Below are 15,339 nucleotides of genomic sequence, written 5' to 3'. Positions count from 1 at the left end.
TGCGATCTCCGCTTCGAGTCACCCTTCGATAGCCGCCTCCAGACGCTCGATCTTCGCGTCCAGCTCTCCGGAGTACCCCGGGCGGATGTCGGCCTTGAGCACGAGCGAGACCCGCGAACCGAAGGGCATGACGGCCTCGGTCGCGCGCTTCACGACGTCCATGACCGTGTCCCAGTCCGGGCCTTCGATCTCGGTGAACATGCTCGTAGTGCGGTGCGCCAGTCCGGACTCGCGCACCACGCGCACGGCTGCGGCCACGGCGTCGTGCACGGAGGCGTCGGTGCGCTCTGCTCCCGCGGCGGGGGTGCCGCTCGGGGCGACGGAGAAGGCGATCAGCATGTTTTCACTCCTGGGTTTTCGGGTGACGGACGGGCACGCGCACGAAAGCGCGGATGCCCAGGACGAGCAGGACGACGAGCAGGACGTTGCGCACCGTGAGCACGGCGACGGACAGGGCATCGGCCCGCAGCAGGGCGTCGTAGCCGATCGGATACACGAGGCAGGTGAGCAGGCAGAGCGCGAGGACGACGACGGCCGGGACGCGCGCCCTGACCCGATCGAGCACCAGCCACAGGATCACGGGCGCGATCAGCCAGGTCTGGAACTGCGGCGAGCCGACCTTGTTGGTGACGATCAGCAGCGCCACCAGGGTGAGGGCGAGCGGAGGGAACAGGCGGGGGAAGGTCGCGCCGCGCACCGCCTTGAGGGCGCCCACCGCGGTGACCGCCAGCACCGCGATCGCCATCAGGGGTGTGAGCACAGCGGCGACGATGTCGACCCCCGGCGCGGCGATCTGGAACGTGAGGATCTCGAAGCTGTACTCGATACGCGCGGCCCCGGCGACCGCGAGCCACAGGAAGGGGGTGGCCGCCACCGCTTCGATCTGCAGCCCTCTTCCGGTCTGCTCGGTCAGGAAGCCGAGGATCTCGGCATCCGCCCCGAGCAGGAACAGCGTCGCGACGACCCCGACCGTGACGAGCGCCGCTGCGAGCAGCACCCGCATACGGGCTCGGAGCGCGATGACCGCAGCGAGGACGAGTGCACCGGGCCAGATCTTGATCCAGGCGCCGACCGCGAGGAGAGCGGCGCCGACGGCCGGGCGAGACACGAGCCAGAGCCCGCCGATCACGGTGATCGGCACGGTGACCGCATCTATCCGGTAGAGCGCGATCGGCCCGAGGAGCAAGAGCGCCGCGCACCAGAACCAGGCCGCGACACGGCGCGCGTGCGAGGGCGTACGACCGACGAGCACACCGAAGGCGACCGCATCGAGGATGACGACCAGAGCGGCCCATCCCACCAGATACGCGCCGGAGACCCCGAGCAGAGGCACGAGCGGCGCGGAGAGTGCGGCGGTGATGAGCATCGGCACGAGCGCGAGCTGGGGATAGACCCACGTCTCGGTGACCCCGACGATCGGTCCCCCGCCGAGCGCGGAGGTCGCCCAGGGCTCGTACACGAGCACGACGTCGCCCATGGGCTGGCTGGGATAGACCCAACCGAGCCACGCGGTGAGCAGGTGCACGGCGAGGAAGACGCTCCACAGCACGACCACCCTGGCCGTCGACGCGCGATTCACGCCAGGACGTCCGCGATCGCGAGCGGGAGGGCTTCCGCGACATCCATCGCGACGATCGGATGACCTGCCCCGCCGTCCCTCATCCCCGCGGCGATCCGGCCGGCGTGACCGTGCACCCATGCCCCTGCTGCGGCGACCTCGGCGATCGGTTTCTCGGGGTTCGCCGCAAGCATCGCGCCCAGCACTCCGGCGAGCACATCGCCCGTTCCCGCGGTCGCCAGCCATCCGGTCCCGGCCTCGACGGCGATGACGGTGCCGTCCGGAGCAGCGATCAGCGTTCGTGCCCCCTTGAGCAGCACGGTGCCGCCGAGCGTGTCGGCCATCTGCCGCGCGGCCTGCGCACGGTCCTCCTCGGTCGACGACACTCCGAGCCGCTTCTGCAGCCGGGCGAACTCCCGTGCATGGGGGGTCACGAGGAACGGTGCCGTCGCCCCTTCGGCGAGATCGAGCGCGCCGGCATCGATCACGACGGCAGCTCTGCCCGAGAGAATCTCCCGCAGTGCCCGGGACTCCGCTTCACCGCGATGCGTCGGGTCCGTCCCCGAACCGATCACCCAGGCGTCGACTCGTGAACGCCCCGCATCCGCCCCGGTGACCGTCTCCGGACGTCGCGCGAGCACCGCATCGGCCACCCGTGCCGCGCCCACGTAACGGACGAATCCCGCCCCGGCTCGCCAGGCAGCCTCGACGCCCAGCACCGCGGCCCCGGGATAGGCGGACGACCCGGTGCGAAGGGCCACCACACCGCGGGCGTATTTGTCGTCGTCGACGGTCGGCGGACGGAAGAACCGTGCCGTGTCACCGCGTGTCCACTCGCGCACCTCGACCATGACTCCACGTTAGTCCGACGGCCCGTCCTGCACCCGCGCGGCGGTACCGTCGAACCGTGAGTCTTCTCTTCTCCCCACTGCGCATCCGTTCCGTCGACTTCCGCAACCGCCTCTGGGTCTCGCCGATGTGCATGTACAGTGCGGCGGATGGTGTGGCGCAGGAGTGGCACCTCACCCACCTCGCCCAGTTCGCATCCGGTGGCGCCGGACTCATCATCGCCGAGGCGACGGCCGTGGTCCCCGAGGGCCGGATCTCGCCGCGCGACCTGGGACTCTGGAACGACGAGCAGCGCGATGCCCTGGCACCCGTCGTCCGGGCGATCCACGACCGCGGGTCGCACGCCGGCATCCAGCTCGCCCATGCCGGTCGCAAAGCTTCGACATGGTGGCCCTGGGCTCCCGAACGAGGATCCGTGCCGGCCGTCGACGGAGGATGGGCGACGACCGCACCGTCGGCGATCGCCTTCGACGGCTTCGAAGCCCCCGTCGCTCTCGACCTCGCAGGGATCGACCGCGTGGTGGAGGCGTTCGCGGCCGCAGCGCGCCGCGCGGTCGACGCCGGGTTCGACGTGCTGGAGATCCACGGCGCGCACGGCTACCTGCTGCACCAGTTCCTGTCTCCGCTGTCCAACCTCCGCGAGGACGAGTACGGCGGCTCGCTCGAGAACCGCGCCCGGCTGCTGCTGCGTGTGGTCGACGCCGTGCGCGACGCCGCGGGCGCCGACGTGCCGCTGTTCGTGCGCATCTCCGCCACCGATCACGCCGAGGGCGGCTTCACGCCCGAGGAAGCGGCGATGGTCGGCGATTGGGTCACGCTGCGGGGTGCGGACCTGATCGACGTCTCGAGCGGCGGTCTCGTCGCGCACCAGCGGATCAGCGTCTTCCCCGGGTACCAGGTGCCGCTCGCCGAGACCGTGCGTCAGGGTGGTCGGATCCCGGTGTCGGCAGTCGGGCTCATCACTGCGGCTGCCCAGGCCGAGCAGGTGCTCGTCGACGGCGCGGCGGATGTGGTCTTCGCCGGACGGGAGTGGCTGCGCGATCCGCACTTCGGGCTCCGCGCCGCGTACGAGCTCGACGCCGAGATCACCTGGCCCCCGCAATACGAGCGCGCACGCCCTCGCTGAGCCTCCTCGCGCCACCCCTCCTCCACACGACGAAGGCCGCCGATCCCCTACGGGTTCGGCGGCCTTCGATGTTCGTGTCGACGATCAGCGTCCGCGGAAGCGACGCGTCGCGTCCTGCACCTCTCCGACCAGCTCCTCCAGGATGTCCTCGAGGAACAGCACCGCGGTGGTGTTCCCCTGCGCGTCGCGCACCTTCGCCAGGTGCCGACCCGCGCGGCGCATGACCGCGAGAGCGTCTTCGAGATCCGTGTCCTCCTGCACCGGCACCATGTGGTGGATGCGCTTGGCAGGAACCGGCTCGATCATCTTGACCTCCGCATCCGGGCCCTCGGACGCGCGGAGGATGTCCTTCAGATGCACGTATCCGATCGGCACGGACTCGTCGTCGACGATCACGTAGCGCGAGAACCCGTAGCGGGCGACGGCCTTCTCGATGTCGTCCGGAGTCGTCGACTGCGGCAGCGTCACCAGATCGCTCAGCGGCACAGCGACATCCCGCGCCTTCTTGTCGGTGAACTCGACCGCCGCAGCAACCGTTCCCGCGGTGTCCATGAGCACACCCTCGCGACGCGACTGGCTGACTATCGTCGCGACCTCGTCGAGGGTGAACGTCGATGCCGCCTCGTTCTTCGGCTCGACGCGGAACAGACGCAGCACGCCGTTCGCCGCCGCGTTCAACACCCAGATCACCGGCATGAACACCTTCGACACCCACACCAGCGGCGGGGCGAGGATCAGCACGGCCCGGTCCGGCACCGAGAACGCGAGGTTCTTCGGGACCATCTCGCCGAACACCACGTGCAGGAACGACACGATCAGCAACGCGATCGTGAACGACACCGCATCGACCGCGCCATCCGGCCACCCGAGCGCGTGCAGCGGGACCGAGAGCAGGTGGTGGATCGCCGGCTCCGACACGTTCAGGATGAGCAGCGAGCAGATCGTGATGCCCAGCTGTGACGTCGCGAGCATGAGCGTCGCGTGCTCCATCGCATACAGGGCCGTCTTGGCGGCGCGCGAACCCTGATCGGCGCGGGGCTCGATCTGCGAACGTCTGGCCGAGATCACCGCGAACTCGGCACCGACGAAGAAAGCGTTCGCGACCAGGAGCACGACGAGCCAGGCGAGTCCTCCCCAATCGTTCATCGGGTGGCCTCCTCTTCGCCGTCGAGCGGTCTCGGAACGTAGCGCACCCGATCCACCCGTCGCCCGTCCATGCGGACCACCTGCAGCACGCCACTGTCGAGCGGAACCTCGTCGCCGACGGACGGGACCCGCTCGAGCACGCTCATGACATAACCGCCCACCGTGTCGTACACGTCGCCCTCCGGCACTTCCACACCGGCACGACGACGCAGCTCATCGGGTCGCAGTTCACCGGGGAATGTGATGCCCTCCCGGTTGCGGATGACTCCGGCCCTGGTGCGATCGTGCTCGTCGGCGACCTCACCGACGAGTTCCTCGACGAGGTCTTCCAGGGTCACGAGACCCGCTGTACCGCCGTACTCGTCCACGACGATCGCGAGCTGGTAGCCGCGGGCGCGCAGCTCCGCGATCAGGGCGTCGACGTGTACCGTCTCCGGCACGCGGAGCGGTTCCGTCGCGAGAGCGCCGACGGGAACCTCGGTACGACGATCGCGCGGCACGGAGATCGCCGCCTTGAGGTGCACGACGCCCATGATGTCGTCGAGGTCGTCGCCGTAGACCGGGAAGCGGCTGTGGCCCGTGCGTCGCGCGAGCTGGATGACGTCATCCACGGAATCGCCCGCGGCGATCGCGTGCATGCTCGGTCGGGCGGTCATCACGTCGTCGGCTGTGAGCCGCGAGAACATGAGGGTGCGATCGAGCAACGACGCGGTGTCGGCCTCCAACAGGCCCGCGTTGGCGGACCGTCGCACGAGCGAGGACAGCTCCTCCGCGCTGCGGGCTCCGGAGAGCTCTTCCTTCGGCTCGATGCCCATCCCGCGCAGCACGCCGTTCGCACTGCCGTTGAGAACCACCACGGCGGGCTTGAACACCGTCGTGAACGCGATCTGGAACGGGATCACGAGCTTCGCGGTGGCCAGAGGGAGGGCGAGGGCGAAGTTCTTGGGGACGAGCTCGCCGAGGATCATCGAGAGCACCGTCGCCACCAGCATGGCGACGATGGTCGCGATCGGCGCGACGGCGGCCTCAGGGATGTTCCAGGCGATGAAGCTCGGGCGCAGGAGGTTCGACAGCGCCGGCTCCATCGTGTAACCGGTGAGCAGCGTCGTCAGCGTGATTCCGAGCTGCGCCGCCGACAGATGCGTCGACGTGTGCTTGAGAGCGCTGATCGTGAGCGAGAGCCGGGATTCGCCGCGCGCCTGCCGGGCCTCGAGCTCGGCGCGGTCGAGGTTCACCAGTGCGAACTCGCTCGCGACGAAGAGGCCGGTGCCGACCGTGAGCAGGAGCCCCACGCCCAACATGATGTAGTCCATCAGAGGTCCCTCTCCGGTGAGAGAGGCGGACAGTGGGGCGATGTTCTACAACTGGGAGGGTCGTCCATTATGCCGACGATTGTACAGAAGACGACTGGGTGCGCGCTCGCTGTCACCAGCTGACCGGGAGCGCCTTGCCCTCTTCATAGCCGGCAGCGGACTGCAGCCCCACGACGGCACGGTCGTGGAACTCCGGTACGGACGAGGCGCCGGCGTAGGTGAACGACGAGCGCACGCCCGAGGTGATCATGTCGAGAAGGTCCTCGATACCCGGGCGAAGCGGATCGAGATAGATCTTCGACGAGGAGATCCCCTCCGCGAACAGTTCCTTGCGAGCCCGCTCGTAGGCATCGAGCCGACCGAAGCGCGCCTGGACGGCCTTGGTCGACGCCATGCCCCAGGACTCCTTGAACAGGCGACCCTCGGCGTCACGCTGCAGCTCCCCCGGCGCCTCGATCGTTCCGGCGAACCAGGAACCGACCATGACGGAGGCCGCGCCCGCGGCGAGGGCGAGGGCGACGTCCCGCGGGTAGCGCACCCCGCCGTCGGCCCAGACATGTGCGCCGAGCTCACGCGCGGCCTGCGCGGTCTCGAGGACGGCGGAGAACTGCGGACGGCCGACCGCGGTCATCATGCGGGTGGTGCACATCGCGCCGGGGCCGACGCCGACCTTGAGGATCGAGGCGCCGGCGTCGACCAGGTCGGCGACGCCGTCGGCGGTGACGATGTTGCCCGCGACGACGGGCAGTCCGAGGTCGAGTTCGGACACAGCGCGCAGAGCCCGCAGCATGCCCTCCTGGTGGCCGTGCGCGGTGTCGACCACCAGCACGTCGACGCCCGCCGCAGCGAGCGCCTTGGCCTTGGCCGCGACGTCGCCGTTGATGCCGACGGCGGCGGCGACCGCGAGGCGTCCGTCGGAATCGACCGCCGGACGATAGAGCGTCGAGCGCAGCGCACTACGGGCGCTCAGCGTGCCGACGAGGTGTCCGTGATGCACGACGGTCACCATCTCGACACCCGCGTCGGTGATGACGTCGAACGCGTGCCGCTCCGAACCGATGTCGTCCGCGTCGATCGACGGCGTGCCGTGATGCACCAGGTCACCCAGCTGCGCGTCGGGCAGCGCGGTGGCGAGTCTTGTGGCGGGAAGGATGCCGAGGATGTGCTCGACGTCGATCGGTGCTGCACCCCTGGCGACGACGATGCCGTGGCCGCTGGTGGCGGGGAGCAGACGCAGCGCATCCGCAGCCGATGCCTCCGGGGGCAGCACGATCGGCGTGTCCCAGAGCACGGGCTGCGACTTGACCTCGCGGATCGCCGCGTCGAGATCCTGCAACGGCAGGTCCTGGGGCAACACGCCGAGAGCGCCGCGCCGCGCGAGCACCGCCGCGATGCGCGGACCGGTCACGGAATTCATGTTCGCGGCGACCAGCGGGAGGGTCGCCGGCGTGCCGTCCTGCGGCGCGAGGTCGACCTGGAGACGGCTGGTGACCGCGGATCTACGCGGCACCAGGAAGACGTCGGAGTAGGTCAGATCGACGGTCGGCTGCGCTCCAGAGAACTTCATGCTTCCACGGTACCCAGATCACGACGCGGTGGGCGCTCGGCTTCGACGATTCCCAGAGCGAAACACGTTAGGCTTGTTGGTCGAGAGTGTGCGGGCCCGAACGCATCCTGCGTCGACGTCCGCACCAGAGAGCTTCAGCGATGAAAGAGGGCGATCGAGAGTGTCGAACCAGGTGACCGGCGTCAACGGCGACGGGGGGTTCGGAGCCAATTCCTGGCTCGTTGAAGAGCTCTACGAGCAGTTCAAGGTGAACCGCGACTCCGTCGACAAGGAGTGGTGGCCCATCCTGGAGAAGTACCACTCCGAAGCGGCATCCGCGGCTCCCCAGGCAGCCTCCGACGCGCCCGCCGCGCCGGCTCATCCCGTCACGGCGCCGATTCCCGTGATCGGCTCGCAGCCGGTGGCGCGCACGACGGCGAAGCCTGCCGCCGCCGCGCCGATCCCCGCCCAGGCTCCGAAGCCTGCGAAGTCCGAGTCGAAAGAGACTCCGGCCCCCGCCGAAGAGGACAAGGTCACGCCGCTGCGCGGTCTGCCCAAGACCCTCGCCGCGAACATGGACGAGTCGCTCACGGTCCCGACCGCCACCAGCGTTCGCACCGTGCCGGCCAAGCTGATGATCGACAACCGCATCGTCATCAACAACCACATGGCGCGCACCCGCGGCGGCAAGGTCAGCTTCACCCACCTCATCGGCTGGGCGCTCATCCGCACGCTCGACGAGTTCCGCAGCCAGAACGTGTTCTACGCAGAGGTCGACGGCAAGCCCTCCGTGGTCGCGCCGGCGCATGTCAACCTCGGCATTGCGATCGACCTGCCCAAGCCCGACGGCACGCGCGCCCTCATGGTGCCCAGCATCAAGCGCGCCGACACCCTCACCTTCACCGAGTACCTCTCCGCCTACGAAGACCTGGTCACCCGCGCCCGCGGCAACAAGCTGACCGCGGCCGACTTCCAGGGCACCACGGTGTCGCTCACGAACCCGGGCGGCATCGGCACCGTGCACTCGGTGCCGCGTCTGATGAAGGGCCAGGGGTGCATCATCGGCGCCGGCGCCCTCGAGTACCCGGCCGAGTTCCAGGGCGCGAGCGAGAAGACGCTCAACGAACTGGCGATCGGCAAGACGATCACGCTCACCAGCACCTACGACCACCGCGTCATCCAGGGAGCGGGCTCCGGCGAGTTCCTCAAGAAGGTGCACGAGCTGCTCATCGGCCAGCGCGGGTTCTACGACGATATCTTCGCCGCCCTGCGCATCCCGTACGCGCCGATCCGTTGGAACCCCGACATCGCCGTCGACCTCGCCGAGCGCGTCGACAAGCAGTCCCGCGTGCAGGAGCTCATCAACTCCTTCCGCGTGCGCGGCCACCTGATGGCCGACATCGATCCGCTGGAGTACGTGCAGCGCTCGCACCCCGACCTCGAGATCGAGAGCCACGGCCTCACGTTCTGGGACCTCGATCGCGAGTTCGTGACCGGCGGCTTCGGCGGTCGGCGCATCGCGAAGCTCCGCGACATCCTCGGTGTGCTCCGCGACTCGTACTGCCGCACGCTCGGCATCGAGTACATGCACATCCAGGACCCGGAGCAGCGTCGCTGGTTCCAGGAGAAGGTCGAGGTCAAGTACCAGAAGCCCGGCCACGACGAGCAGCTGCGGGTCCTCCGCAAGCTCAACGAGGCCGAGGCCTTCGAGACCTTCCTGCAGACGAAGTTCGTCGGTCAGAAGCGCTTCTCGCTCGAGGGCGGCGAATCACTGATCCCGCTGCTCGACGAGATCCTCCAGGGCGCGGCCACCGCCGGCCTCGAAGGTGCCGCGATCGGTATGGCCCACCGCGGCCGTCTGAACGTGCTCACCAACATCGCGGGCAAGACCTACGGTCAAGTGTTCCGCGAGTTCGAGGGAACACAGACCCCGGGGAACCAGCGCGGATCCGGCGACGTCAAGTACCACCTCGGCACCGAGGGCACCTTCGTCGCCGACGACGAGTCCGAGCTCCCGGTCTACCTCGCCGCCAACCCGTCGCACCTCGAGACCGTCGACGGCGTCCTGGAAGGCATCGTCCGCGCCAAGCAGGACCGCAAGCCGATCGGCACCTTCGCCTGGCTGCCGATCCTCGTGCACGGCGACGCCGCGTTCGCAGGTCAGGGCGTCGTGGTCGAGACCCTGCAGATGTCGCAGCTTCGCGGTTACCGCACCGGCGGCACGATCCACGTGGTCGTGAACAACCAGGTCGGATTCACGACGACACCGAACGACGGTCGCACCTCGATCTACTCGACCGACGTCGCCAAGACGATCCAGGCGCCGGTGTTCCACGTGAACGGCGACGACCCCGAGGCCGTCATCCATGTGGCACAGCTCGCGTTCGAGTACCGCGAGCGCTTCCACCGCGACGTCGTGATCGACCTGGTCTGCTACCGCCGACGCGGTCACAACGAGGGTGACGACCCCTCGATGACGCAGCCGCTGATGACCGACCTCATCCAGGCGAAGCGGTCCGTCCGCCGTCTGTACACCGAGTCCCTCGTCGGCCGTGGTGACATCACCGAGCAGGAGTACGACGAAGCCAAGGCCGACTTCCAGAACCGTCTGGAGATCGCCTTCGCCGAGACGCACGCCGCCGAGACCGGTACTCTGCCGGTCACCCCGGAGCAGCCGCCCGTCGAAGACCAGGTCGGTGCCCCCGAAGTCACCGGGGTGCCGAACGAGGTCATCCAGATGATCGGCGACGCATTCGTGAACAAGCCCGAGGGCTTCACGGTGCACCCGAAGATCCAGCAGCTGCTGGAGAAGCGCCTCGACATGAGCCGCAACGGCAGCATCGACTGGGGCTTCGGCGAACTGCTCGCCTTCGGGTCGCTCCTCGTGGAGGGCACACCGGTGCGTCTCGCCGGCCAGGATGCCCGTCGCGGCACGTTCGTCCAGCGCCACGCGACCCTGCACGACCGCGCGAACGGCCAGGAATGGCTGCCGCTGTCGAACCTCTCCGACGCGCAGGGACGCTTCTTCGTCTACGACTCGCTGCTGAGCGAATACGCCGCCCTCGGCTTCGAGTACGGCTACTCGGTGGAGGCTCCCGAAGCCCTCGTGCTCTGGGAGGCGCAGTTCGGCGACTTCGTCAACGGTGCCCAGTCGGTCATCGACGAGTACATCTCGGCGGCCGAGCAGAAGTGGGGCCAGCAGTCCAGCGTGACGCTGCTCCTCCCCCACGGCTACGAAGGCCAGGGACCCGACCACTCGTCGGCGCGGATCGAGCGCTTCCTGCAGATGTGCGCGCAGGACAACATGATCGTGTCGCGCCCGTCGACTCCCGCGTCGTACTTCCACCTGCTGCGCCGCCAGGCATACGCTCGTCCCCGCAAGCCGCTGATCGTCTTCACACCCAAGGCGATGCTGCGACTGCGCGGTGCGACGAGCCCGGTCGAGGCTTTCACTCAGGGCCGGTTCGAGCCGGTCATCGACGACGACCGCGGTCTCGATCGCGCCGCCGTCAAGCGCGTGCTCGTGCACTCGGGCAAGGTGCACTGGGATCTGCGGGCTGAGCTCGAGAAGAACCCGAACCCCGAGGTCGCCCTCGTCCGGCTCGAGCAGCTGTACCCGACACCGATCGACGGGCTCAAGGCCATCACCGACTCCTACCCGAACGCCGAGCTGGTGTGGGTGCAGGAAGAGCCGGAGAACCAGGGCGCCTGGCCGTTCCTGGCGCTCGCCTTCGCCGATGTCCCCGGAGACCGCTCGTTCCGCCCGGTCTCGCGCCCGGCTTCCGCGTCGCCCGCCACCGGCTCGTCGAAGGTCCACGCGGCCGAGCAGGCCGAACTGATCCGCTCGGCCGTCACCCTCGGCTGATCGTCGGATGAGAGAGGGCGCCGCGACTCAGGTCGTGGCGCCCTTTCTCTTCGCCGCAGCCGGACGGCACGTCGCTCAGCCCGTGGCGACGGGCATCCGCGTGAGACGCCGGTCCGAGCTGAGGTGCGCCCGAGCGCGCTCCATCGCCGTCTGGTCGGCCCCGGCGACGCCCAGGACCAGCAGAGCCGCACCCAGCACGGGCGGAGCGTCCACGATCTCCAGGTGCGCCGCCGGAGCGTGCTCCTGCAGACCTGCACGGATGCTCTCGAGCAGGAACGGATCCCGCCCTCTGGCCACCCCGCCGCCGAAGAGCACCGGCACATCGGCACCTCTCAGGTCGAGCCTGGCCGTGCAGGCGCGCACGAAGGCGACGACCTCTTCGGCCTGACGTCGCACGACTCCTCGTGCGACGTCATCGCCCGCGGCCGCGGCCTCGAACAGCACCGGAGCCAAGGCGGCGAATCCTTGATCCGAGCGACGTCCGAGATGGACGTCTTCGATGAGCGACGCGACCGTCGGCGCTCCGGTGGCCCGCAGGAGCAGAGCCACCAGGGCGGTCTCCGGTCCACGCCCGTCCTCGGCACGGGCGGCATGCCAGACCACGGCGTCGCCGAGCTCGGCGCCCCCACCCCAGTCACCGGACAGCGGGCCGAGAGCGGGGAACCGCACCGTGGCACCGTCGGAACGGACGCCGATCGCGTTCATCCCGGTTCCGCAGATGACGGCGATCGCATCCTCCGCGTCGGTGCCTGCCCGAAGGAGCGCATGCAGGTCGTTCTCCACGACGGCTCCTTCCGCCCACGACAGGGGCGAGATAGCCGCGTGGAACGTCTCGATCTCCTCGGCGAGGTCGAGCCCGGACAGATACAGTCCCACGCACGCGAGCTCGCGGGGGTCATGGTTCCCGAGCGCGCGACGCACGAGGTCGTCGATGACGTGCACCGACTGCTCCAGGCCATCGATCTGCGGGCTCGAACCGGAACCACGCTCCCACGCGAGGACGTCGCCGGCGATGTCGAGGAGCACGACGTCGGTCTTGGAACCACCTCCGTCGACCGCGAGGACCAGCGTCGCTCGTTCCGGGGCGCTCACGCCCACTCCAGGAAACGCCCGTTGGCGGCCAGCAGCAGGTCGGTCAGCTTCTCGGCGCGTTCGTGTTGCAGCACCAGCGGATGCGCGCGCATCGCCCGGAGCACCCGATCACGTCCACCGCCGACCGCGGCCTCCAGCGCCAGGCGCTCGTATCCCGCGACCGCGCTGATCAGACCGCTGATGTCGTCGGGGAGGACAGCGACGGGCTCGGCCACGAACCGGCCATCGATGTGACGCGCCGGCACCTCGATCACGTGGTCGTCGGGGAGGAACGGCAGGACGCCGTCGTTGCGCAGGTTGACCACGCGTGGCTGGTCCGTACCACCGCGGATCGCGATCAGCAGCTCGATGGCCGCCTCGGAGTAGAACGCTCCCCCGCGCTTCTCGAGGATCTCCGGCTTGGTGTCGACGCGCGGGTCCGCATAGAGGCCCAGGAGCTCGTTCTCGATCGCGCGCACCTCGGCGGCCCTGGTCGCGTTGTGGCGCTGTTCGTGCAGCACCTCGTCGTGCGCGTAGTAGTAGCGCAGGTAGTACGAGGGGATCACGCCGAGCTGGGCGAGCAGCGCCGGCGCGAGTTCGACCGTGTCCGCCAGCTCGCCGACATTGTTCTCGATCGCCCGCGGGAGCATGTCGACACCGTCGATGAAGACCCCCCGCTCCCAGGTGAGGTGGTTGAGCCCCACGTGCGCGAGCGCCACCCGATCGGGTGCCACTCCCGCCTCCTCGGCGAACCTCCTCTGGAAGCCGATCGCGACGTTGCACAGCCCGACCGCACGATGCCCCGCCTGCAGAAGCGCGCGAGTGACGATGCCGACGGGGTTCGTGAAGTCCACGATCCACGCGTCGGGCCTCGCGTGCCGGCGCACGACGTCGGCGATGCGGAGCACCACCGGGACGGTGCGCAGCGCCTTCGCGAGTCCACCCGGCCCCGTCGTCTCCTGTCCGATGCAGTCGACCTCGTGCGGCCAGCTCTCGTCCTGTTCCCGAGCGTCCTGTCCACCGACGCGCAACTGGATGAGCACCGCATCCGCGTCGGTCACGCCCGCGACGAGGTCATCGGTCGTGAGAAGCCGCGCAGGGTGCCCGGCCTTGGCCAGCATGCGTCGGGACACGGCTCCGACGAGTTCCAGACGGGTCGGATCCGTGTCGACGAGGACCAGCTCCTCGATGGGCAGTTCGCGCTGCAGGCGGATGAATCCGTCGATCAGCTCCGGGGTGTACGTCGATCCTCCGCCGACGATGGCCAGCTTCATCTGGTCTCCTTGTCCTGATGGTCGTACGCCCGCGGATGGGCGTCAGTCTGTGGGGATACGTTCTTCGAGCAGGGTGCGGATCTGCTCGACGAGCAGTCGACGCGCGCCGACGAGGACGGCGCTCTCGCCCGTGCCGCTGACGCGCACCTCCGGAACAGGTCTCTCGTCGTTCGCGGCCTGTTCCGCGACCAGCTCGGCGAGGCGGCGACCTCCGGCAAGGCCGGTGGGCCCGCCCAGCACGATCATGGCGGGGTCGAGCACCACGAGGACCGGTTCGATCGTGAGGGCGACGCGCTCGGCCACGGTCTGCAGCGCCTGCTCGTCGTCGGCGAGAGCACGGATTCCGTCCGCGTAGCTGCGCTCCCGATCGCCGAGGAGGTCGAGGATGATCTGCGAACCGAGCAGGTCGGTGGTCACAGCTCCCGGCTCACCGGTTCCGGCCGCCACCGTCAGATAGCCGATCTCACCCGCACTCCCGTGGGCACCGCGATGGATCGTGCCACCCAGATCGACGCCGACACCGAGCCCCACTCCGACCCAGAGGAAAGCGAAACTGTCGACCTCCTGCGCCACACCGACGGCACGCTCGGCCATCGTGGCGAGGTTGACGTCGTTCTCCAGAGTCACCGAGACGCCGAGTTCCGCTTCGATCCGCGCCCGCGCGCCGAAAGCCGGCCAGCCCGGCAGCGAGTCGGTCAAGGACAGCGTGTCCTGCCCGCGGCTGACCGCAGCCTGCACCGCGACCGTGACGGTCTCGACGGTGCTGCGGTCTGCCCCGGCGGCCGCGCACGCGGCGTCGATGGCGCGGGAGATGTCGCGCTCGGGCGAACGCTCTTCCCCATGCACCGGCAGGTCGACGATCGGGTACGCGGATCCTGCCGCATCGACGAGTGCGGCCTGAATGCTGGCGTCGAGCATGTTCACCGCGACGCCGGCCACCCGGTCGGTCCGCACACCCCAGCTGACAGCGCTCGGACCACGGCTCCCGGCGACCTCGCCGACCGGGAGGACCAGCTCCGCACGCTCGAGTCGCGCGATCATCTGTGTCGCCGTCGGCTTCGACATTCCCGACAGTTCCCCCAGGCGCGTCCGTGTGAGCGGGCCGTGCTCGAGGATCAGCCGAAACGCCTCGCGGTCGTTCCTGGTGCGCAACCAGGCCGAGGTTCCCGGGTCGATCTGTGACATGTGCTGTTCCTTCCAAGCGGCCTGGTCAGGCACTGCCGATTTCGGTGCCGTGGGCACTGCCGATTTCGATGCCGAGTTCGGTGCGGACTTCGTCGCGGAGGCGGCCGAGGTTGTCGGGCTCGGGCGCCGCGCCGAGGAGTGTCTTCGTGTATTCGTGTTGCGGGTTGAGGATGACCTCGTCTGCGGGTCCGCGTTCGACGACATCTCCCTTGTAGAGCACCATGATCTCATCGGAGAAGTGCCGGGCCGTGGCCAGATCATGCGTGATGTACAACACGCCGAGGTTCTCCTCGCGTTGCAGGTCAGCGAGGAGGTTCAACACCCCGAGCCGGATCGACACGTCGAGCATCGACACCGGCTCGTCGGCGACGATGAACCGTGCACCCGGGGCCAACGCCCGGGCGAT

At 69.1% G+C, this 15,339-nt stretch carries 11 protein-coding genes and 1 pseudogene; 2 read left to right on the top strand and 10 right to left on the bottom strand.

Annotated elements, in window-relative coordinates; genetic code table 11:
- Positions 1 to 18: 18 nt before the first annotated feature.
- Genes ACFVWL_RS13675 through ACFVWL_RS13665 form a run of 3 tightly spaced genes read right to left on the bottom strand, consistent with a single transcriptional unit; the run spans position 19 to position 2,409 of the window.
- On the bottom strand, positions 19 to 339 hold the full coding sequence (locus tag ACFVWL_RS13675; RefSeq protein WP_387183683.1) for an MTH1187 family thiamine-binding protein: 321 nt from the start codon (positions 337 to 339) through the stop codon (positions 19 to 21).
- A 4-nt stretch (positions 340 to 343) separates the two neighbouring features.
- On the bottom strand, positions 344 to 1,579 hold the full coding sequence (locus tag ACFVWL_RS13670; protein ID WP_387183680.1) for a hypothetical protein: 1,236 nt from the start codon (positions 1,577 to 1,579) through the stop codon (positions 344 to 346).
- On the bottom strand, positions 1,576 to 2,409 hold the full coding sequence (locus ACFVWL_RS13665; protein ID WP_387183677.1) for an NAD(P)H-hydrate dehydratase: 834 nt from the start codon (positions 2,407 to 2,409) through the stop codon (positions 1,576 to 1,578). Before ACFVWL_RS13665 ends, ACFVWL_RS13670 begins: the two co-directional genes overlap by 4 nt.
- Positions 2,410 to 2,465: 56 nt before the next feature.
- Here ACFVWL_RS13665 and ACFVWL_RS13660 point away from each other — a divergent pair, with 56 nt between their 5' ends.
- Positions 2,466 to 3,533, top strand: coding sequence for an NADH:flavin oxidoreductase/NADH oxidase (locus ACFVWL_RS13660; protein WP_387183675.1), 1,068 nt, complete (start codon positions 2,466 to 2,468; stop codon positions 3,531 to 3,533).
- Positions 3,534 to 3,617: 84 nt separating this feature from the next.
- Here ACFVWL_RS13660 and ACFVWL_RS13655 read toward each other — a convergent pair whose 3' ends face one another.
- The 3 genes from ACFVWL_RS13655 to ACFVWL_RS13645 all read right to left on the bottom strand — a co-directional run bounded on the left by ACFVWL_RS13655 (position 3,618) and on the right by ACFVWL_RS13645 (position 7,559).
- Positions 3,618 to 4,679, bottom strand: coding sequence for a hemolysin family protein (locus ACFVWL_RS13655; RefSeq protein WP_387183672.1), 1,062 nt, complete (start codon positions 4,677 to 4,679; stop codon positions 3,618 to 3,620).
- A complete protein-coding gene (locus ACFVWL_RS13650) occupies positions 4,676 to 5,992 on the bottom strand; it encodes a hemolysin family protein (protein WP_387183669.1) in 1,317 nt (438 codons plus the stop codon). Before ACFVWL_RS13650 ends, ACFVWL_RS13655 begins: the two co-directional genes overlap by 4 nt.
- Positions 5,993 to 6,104: 112 nt before the next feature.
- Positions 6,105 to 7,559 (bottom strand): GuaB1 family IMP dehydrogenase-related protein, encoded by a 1,455-nt coding sequence (locus ACFVWL_RS13645; RefSeq protein ID WP_387183666.1) that lies wholly within the window; start codon positions 7,557 to 7,559, stop codon positions 6,105 to 6,107.
- A gap of 160 nt (positions 7,560 to 7,719) precedes the next feature.
- Between ACFVWL_RS13645 and ACFVWL_RS13640 the strand changes: the two genes are divergently transcribed.
- The gene (locus ACFVWL_RS13640; protein WP_387183664.1) at positions 7,720 to 11,403 is read left to right on the top strand and encodes a multifunctional oxoglutarate decarboxylase/oxoglutarate dehydrogenase thiamine pyrophosphate-binding subunit/dihydrolipoyllysine-residue succinyltransferase subunit; all 3,684 of its coding nucleotides are present in this window, start codon (positions 7,720 to 7,722) and stop codon (positions 11,401 to 11,403) included.
- Between the two features lie 75 nt (positions 11,404 to 11,478).
- Here ACFVWL_RS13640 and ACFVWL_RS13635 read toward each other — a convergent pair whose 3' ends face one another.
- From ACFVWL_RS13635 to ACFVWL_RS13620, 4 genes and pseudogenes are all read right to left on the bottom strand, one after another.
- Positions 11,479 to 12,495 carry an N-acetylglucosamine kinase gene (locus ACFVWL_RS13635; RefSeq protein WP_387183662.1) on the bottom strand — a complete coding sequence of 339 codons (1,017 nt, stop codon included), beginning with the start codon at positions 12,493 to 12,495 and terminating at the stop codon, positions 11,479 to 11,481.
- The gene (locus ACFVWL_RS13630) at positions 12,492 to 13,748 is read right to left on the bottom strand and encodes a 6-phospho-beta-glucosidase (protein WP_387183659.1); all 1,257 of its coding nucleotides are present in this window, start codon (positions 13,746 to 13,748) and stop codon (positions 12,492 to 12,494) included. Before ACFVWL_RS13630 ends, ACFVWL_RS13635 begins: the two co-directional genes overlap by 4 nt.
- 42 nt (positions 13,749 to 13,790) lie before the next feature.
- Positions 13,791 to 14,933 carry an ROK family protein gene (locus tag ACFVWL_RS13625; RefSeq protein WP_387183658.1) on the bottom strand — a complete coding sequence of 381 codons (1,143 nt, stop codon included), beginning with the start codon at positions 14,931 to 14,933 and terminating at the stop codon, positions 13,791 to 13,793.
- 25 nt (positions 14,934 to 14,958) lie between these two features.
- A pseudogene (locus ACFVWL_RS13620) lies at positions 14,959 to 15,339 on the bottom strand (ABC transporter ATP-binding protein); the annotation flags it as partial.

Source organism: Microbacterium sp. NPDC058269 (assembly GCF_042881445.1).
Taxonomy (GTDB): Bacteria; Actinomycetota; Actinomycetes; order Actinomycetales; family Microbacteriaceae; genus Microbacterium.
This window is presented reverse-complemented; position numbering and strand designations above follow the sequence as displayed.

Excerpts from the sequence above, each read along its gene's own strand:
- ACFVWL_RS13665 (WP_387183677.1), bottom strand. The coding sequence starts at position 2,409 with ATGGTCGAGGTGCGCGAGTGGACACGCGGTGACACGGCACGGTTCTTC.
- ACFVWL_RS13655 (WP_387183672.1), bottom strand. The coding sequence starts at position 4,679 with ATGAACGATTGGGGAGGACTCGCCTGGCTCGTCGTGCTCCTGGTCGCG.
- ACFVWL_RS13650 (WP_387183669.1), bottom strand. The coding sequence starts at position 5,992 with ATGGACTACATCATGTTGGGCGTGGGGCTCCTGCTCACGGTCGGCACC.
- ACFVWL_RS13630 (WP_387183659.1), bottom strand. The coding sequence starts at position 13,748 with ATGAAGCTGGCCATCGTCGGCGGAGGATCGACGTACACCCCGGAGCTG.
- ACFVWL_RS13675 (WP_387183683.1), bottom strand. The coding sequence starts at position 339 with ATGCTGATCGCCTTCTCCGTCGCCCCGAGCGGCACCCCCGCCGCGGGA.
- ACFVWL_RS13625 (WP_387183658.1), bottom strand. The coding sequence starts at position 14,933 with ATGTCACAGATCGACCCGGGAACCTCGGCCTGGTTGCGCACCAGGAAC.
- ACFVWL_RS13645 (WP_387183666.1), bottom strand. The coding sequence starts at position 7,559 with ATGAAGTTCTCTGGAGCGCAGCCGACCGTCGATCTGACCTACTCCGAC.